Consider the following 5,572-nt stretch of genomic DNA (forward strand, 5'->3'; position numbering starts at 1 on the left):
GGACAAATAGACCTGAAGGAGACACAATATGGAATATTCTAAAATTAAAGAGAAACGAGAGAGACTTGGTCTGACTCAAAAAGAGTTTGCAGATGCTTTAAAAATGGGGAGAAATGGAGACAGAACACTAAGAAGGTGGGAAAATGGAGAATCTTATCCTTCTCCATTGGAGTATAAATCCATTATGGAATATCCGGAAGAACCTCCCTTCGTGTTTAAAGGAACCCCACGTTTTACTATGATTGATTTATTTGCTGGGATAGGGGGAATCAGACTAGCCTTTCAAAAGCATGGGGGGTTATCGGTCTTCGCTTCTGAATGGGACAAATTTGCTGCTAAAACTTATAGAATAAATTATGGTGAAGAACCCGCTGGTGATATTACTGAGATTCCTACTAATCAAATTCCTGAACATAATATTCTTTTGGGTGGTTTCCCATGTCAGCCATTCTCGCAAGCTGGTCTAAAAAAAGGATTTGAAGATACAAGAGGTACACTTTTCTTTGAAATTGCTACAATTCTAAAAGAAAGAAGACCACAGGCGTTTTTATTGGAAAATGTTAAACAATTAAGAGGCCATGATAAAGGTAGGACATTAGAAACAATATTAAAAGTTTTAAGAGAAGAATTAGACTATACTGTTTACTACGATGTTTTACGTGCTGCTGATTTTGGGGTTCCACAAAACAGAGAACGTATTTATATAGTGGGTTTTTATAATCCGCTTGGGGGGAAATCAATACCTTTTTCATTTCCTAAACCTACAAATAAACCTACTAGACTAGGAGACATTTTAGAAGAAAATGTTGATGAAAAATACACGATTTCTGATAAATTATATCAAGGGCATTTAAGAAGAAAACAAGAGCATAAAGAAAAAGGAAATGGTTTCGGCTTCTCACTATTTAACTCAGAAAGCCCCTATACTAATACTATTAGCGCCCGTTATTATAAGGATGGTAGTGAGATTCTTATTGATCAGGGTCCTGATAAAAACCCAAGAAAGTTAACTCCAAGAGAGTGCGCGCGTTTACAAGGATTTCCGAAAGAATTTTTAATACCCGTTTCAGATACCCAAGCATATAGGCAGTTTGGAAATTCAGTAGCAATGCCAGTGGTTGAATTAATTGCTAAAAATATGGTTGATGCAATAGAAAGTAGTGTTGGTTTTCAATATAGTAATAATCAACAAAGTTTAGTGGAAAATAGATAAAGTAAAAGGATTCCTGATCATAAAGGAATCCTTTTTAGAGTTGTAGATTACTTATAATTCCTAAAAATAACCTAATCCCCCTTTGCTAATCTCCCTAAAACTATTACAACTTTCTCTAGTGTAAGTATCTATATGTATTCTAATACTTGAGTAATTGTAAACAAGCTTGCAATAATAGTTTCTTTTAGTGCCGTAGCATGATTGTTTGCTAGGTCAGAAATGGTTAGTTTTTTATATTTTCAATAACATTCTTTTTCCTCTTGTCATTTATAATTACATCAAAGGCTGCATCCTATTTTTAGTAAATATTAACAAATGTTTATTTTTTTAATTACTATGGTCTGTATGAACAACTCAAAAGACTATATAATGAAAATATCTTTTATAATTGGAGGAATATAAGTGCTTAGTAATCTATATGAACTGGCTAGAATAACAAGAGAAAGTTATGGTAATACATTTTCTAACAATGATTTTAAACTCAATAGAGATTTTAAAGAAAGATTCAGCCGAGCTCTGGAAGCTAAAAACAATGTCATACAATATTTCGACTATTCTGCGGAGATAACAATTAATACGGGAAATAAAATCTTTTGTCCTAATCAGTGGTTTTACCTCGCTACATTTGTTGTTACCTACCTTAATGAGCTTCTTAAATATAAAGGGATAATAGAAGAATTGGCCAATAGCGGTGTGGACGGTATGACAAGAAGTAGATTTATGGAAAAAATCAAAAACTTAAAGGGTAAAGATATTGATGAAGCTGATCCACAAATAAAAGAGGCGATAATCAATTATTTCGGAGAAGACATAGAGAGTGGCAATTTCTTATGCAAGTTTTTAACAGAATATGACTGGTGGCTTGGCAGCAAAACAATCGATAGAAGTGATTTTTTTTACTCTCCAGTCCTTAACTTACTTAGAGTAGTAAATGTAAGTCAGAGCTATGTTGCAGAAATAGCCTTGCTTTTAGCTTCTGATTCAGAATTGATGAGTAGCGCCCGCCATTTACAGGAGCAGGAGTTTAGAGAACCTGATGTTCTTCCTGGAGAAAATTTAATAGTTTATGGTGCACCGGGAACAGGGAAGAGTCACTACTTAAAGGAGAATTTCTCAAACAGTACTAGAGTCGTTTTTCATTCCGAGTACTCATACTATGATTTTGTTGGCAGTTACAAACCTGTTCCGCTATATTTGCAAACAGACACAACTATAAGGCGATTAAATGGTCAAACTTTTGATAATGGTGAGCCTAGAATTGACTATCAATTTGTTCCTGGTCCCTTCATTAATGTATTATTACTTGCGTTACGCAATCCTAACCAGACATTCACTCTTTTAATAGAAGAGATAAACAGAGCAAATGCACCGGTTGTTTTTGGTGATATATTCCAGTTGTTGGACAGAAAAACAGATGGAACAAGTGAATATCGTATTCAGCCAAATCAGGATTTATATAATTATTTACTTTCACTTGAGGATATTGGTGATGATTTTGTGGAAGGTCTATTTCTTCCGGCAAATATGAATATTGTTGCTACCATGAATAGTGCAGATCAAGGAGTTTATGTACTTGACTCAGCCTTTAAACGTCGGTGGAAATTTAAATACATACCAATAAGAGAAGTGGGATTTACACATGAAAATCACTTAATAAATTATGCGGGTAATACTTTTTCGTGGAGAGTAATTCTTTCGGCCATTAATAAAAAACTTAAAGATCTTCAAATTAATGAAGACCGATTAATTGGCCCATATTTTATTAGTCCAGAAGAAATTGAAGACATCAGTAATTTTTCATCGAAACTGTTAATTTACCTTTGGGATGATGTTGTCCGATACAAAAGAAGAGAGTTTTTTAATCCGGATATCATAACGTACTCTGATCTAGTTGCCAAGTTCTTTGATAATGAGGATATCATGGGTATCACAGAGGATATGTGTTTATTGCTTAATGAGGAACAACTTCAGGCAGAAGAGGAAATTGAAATAGAGCAAGAGGAAATTGAAATAGAGCAAGAGGGATTAGAAGGTAGTTTGAGAAATGATGTGGTATCAGAATGAGGAAAGAACTCAATCTTGGCGGTGGAATAGAGTGGCAATAGAAAATGCATACCATACATTTATTGAGTATAAGGAATATCCAAATACTTTCCCAGAAGAACTTTTAGGTATCTGGCTGAAAAAAGGGATATGTATTTTGAAGAGGGATAGGATCATATTTAAAGTTACAGGACTGTTGATTTATAAAAACACATTTTTTATTATTTTTCCTAAATCCTATGAATTACCGGCTTTGGACTTAGATGAAAAAAAGCATATTGAGGTACTAGCCAAAACCTTATTAAAATATAGAAATGAAGCGGTGTTAGATCCGCTTGAATCTGAATTGTTAGACGGAGAAAAGGGTCAAAATAAAGGAAACCTTATTACAGTTTATCACCTAATTCATGATTTTCTTCAAAAAGGTTATCTAATCCAAAAAATGTGCGTAAAGTCGGCAAATCAGACCGGTGTGATTGATTGGGCATCAACTATCAACAAAAAACAACCTGTTTTTTCAGGAAGTTCTATAATATATATCGATCCTGTTTATAAGAAAATAATAGTTGACGAGAAAAATTTATTGTTAAAACTCCACAGGTTTTGTGTTTACCAAGGGATTAAAAATTACGGTTGGTTATTGGGAATATCTTCAGGTTTTGTAGAACCAGAGGAAGATCTTTTGAGTAATTATGACTTGGATTTTATATTGAGTTTTTTGAACAAAGAATTGAATAACACTTTTGTGGAGAGAGAAACTAATGTAATAACTTTGCTTATCCAATACTTTTCCGGTATCAATCCAGAAAACCCTGAAGAAAATATTGAAACATTGGCTACCCCCTACTTTCAAAATGTTTGGGAAACAATGTGCAGTGTTAACTTTAATAATCAATACCATTTACTCAAACAAATGATTCCAAAGTTAAAATGGGAAATCGGCAGTAATGCTCCTGTCAAGTCTCAGAGGCCGGATTTGATGATAATAAGAGAACAAACGTTATATATACTTGATGCAAAGTATTATAATATTGAAAAAAACCTTCCGGGTTGGGGGGATATTGTTAAACAGTTATTTTATGCATATACTATTTATGAAAATATTCAGTCTAAAAAAGACTTGATGCCTCACTTGAAATTGGATAATATCACTAGGACCTATAATGCTTTTTTGTTTCCGTCAAGTGAATTAGAAGCTATTAAGTATGAAGGAAAAGTTGAAGTTGAGGGAAATGATCAGTTGGGTGATGTAAAAGCTTTTAAGGTAAATACTTTTTTAATGATGAAGTGCTATATAGGAATTGAAAAATTTTCTTATATAAATAATTTTATTGAGGTAAGTAGTGAAATAATATAAGCTGAGAAGATCATTACTAAATTTAATTTCGGAAGTTTCACTGTAGTGACATAAGAAATACTTTTTTCAGTATGAGAAGTTCTTATATTGTTATCAGTTGTTCCATTACTTATTTTACTTATTATATTAAAAAGGATTCAGCGCCTAAAATAAAAGGTCAGCGAATCCTTTTTAATACATGAATTGTCTATCCAAAAAAATATTTAGAAAATCTTCTGCAGTTTCTTTTTTCTTCACATTTTCAATCACAACATCCACTTTAAATCCTTCTAAATCCCTTAGAACAGTAAGTTGCTTTTGTTTCTCAAAGTCCATATGCTTTTTCAGCCTTTGGTGAGATTCAGCGAGATGTACAAGTCGATATTGGATAAGACTATTTTTTTACAGAAGGCAATAAAATAGTGGGTTATCCGTATATCGAGTTATATTTAAAAGTGAATCTGAAGACATTTTGTAAGTCTGTTGAGTTCTCACTTAGTATGTTGGTGACGCAGAAACCACCCTTATTTACAAACTGACACTCGGTAAATTTCCAATACAACTCAAATAATTGACATGCTGAAGACCATTAAGTGAGTTAAAGTGTCAGCAATTTACTAATGGAATTCGAGACCAATTACATAAATCTAAATAAGTCCATCTTTCATCTTATTGGATAGAATTTATTATGCTATCTACGAGACAGGTGTAAACTAAACATGTTGAGTTTCAAAAAATACATCTACATCCTATTTTTGATGTTAGTGAGTAAATTTATGATTTGGGTAATTTATTCATTATAGGTGTTTTGATGTAGAAGTCAATATTTTGAAGAGAAAGATTTGAATTAGATTAACGTGGTGCAATATTCCTGTGAGTTTATGAAGGATAAAAAGAATTACAGATCTAAAGAGATTTTTATAATACAATTCGAGTGAGCCAGAACTATATATATATCAGTATTTTAATTAGAAAAGGTG

Annotated in this window: 4 protein-coding genes; 3 read left to right on the plus strand and 1 reads right to left on the minus strand. The window is 32.7% G+C overall.

Annotated elements, in window-relative coordinates; all coding sequences use genetic code 11:
• The first annotated feature begins 28 nt into the window (after window positions 1-28).
• The 3 genes from dcm to ACQGSG_RS25930 all read left to right on the plus strand — a co-directional run bounded on the left by dcm (window position 29) and on the right by ACQGSG_RS25930 (window position 4,613).
• Window positions 29-1,213, plus strand: coding sequence for a DNA (cytosine-5-)-methyltransferase (gene dcm / locus ACQGSG_RS25920; RefSeq protein WP_098605503.1), 1,185 nt, complete (start codon window positions 29-31; stop codon window positions 1,211-1,213).
• Between the two features lie 402 nt (window positions 1,214-1,615).
• Window positions 1,616-3,277, plus strand: coding sequence for an AAA family ATPase (locus ACQGSG_RS25925; RefSeq protein ID WP_098605504.1), 1,662 nt, complete (start codon window positions 1,616-1,618; stop codon window positions 3,275-3,277).
• Window positions 3,258-4,613, plus strand: coding sequence for an LlaJI family restriction endonuclease (locus ACQGSG_RS25930; RefSeq protein WP_098605505.1), 1,356 nt, complete (start codon window positions 3,258-3,260; stop codon window positions 4,611-4,613). Before ACQGSG_RS25925 ends, ACQGSG_RS25930 begins: the two co-directional genes overlap by 20 nt.
• Window positions 4,614-4,784: 171 nt before the next feature.
• On the opposite strand, the gene ACQGSG_RS25935 is transcribed toward ACQGSG_RS25930, so the two are convergent.
• Window positions 4,785-4,928, minus strand: a complete 144-nt coding sequence (locus ACQGSG_RS25935; RefSeq protein WP_170950857.1) for a hypothetical protein — start codon at window positions 4,926-4,928, stop codon at window positions 4,785-4,787.
• Window positions 4,929-5,572: the final 644 nt, after the last annotated feature.

Source organism: Bacillus sp. GMa5/1 (assembly GCF_050172015.1).
Lineage (GTDB): Bacteria > Bacillota > Bacilli > Bacillales > Bacillaceae_G > Bacillus_A > Bacillus_A cereus.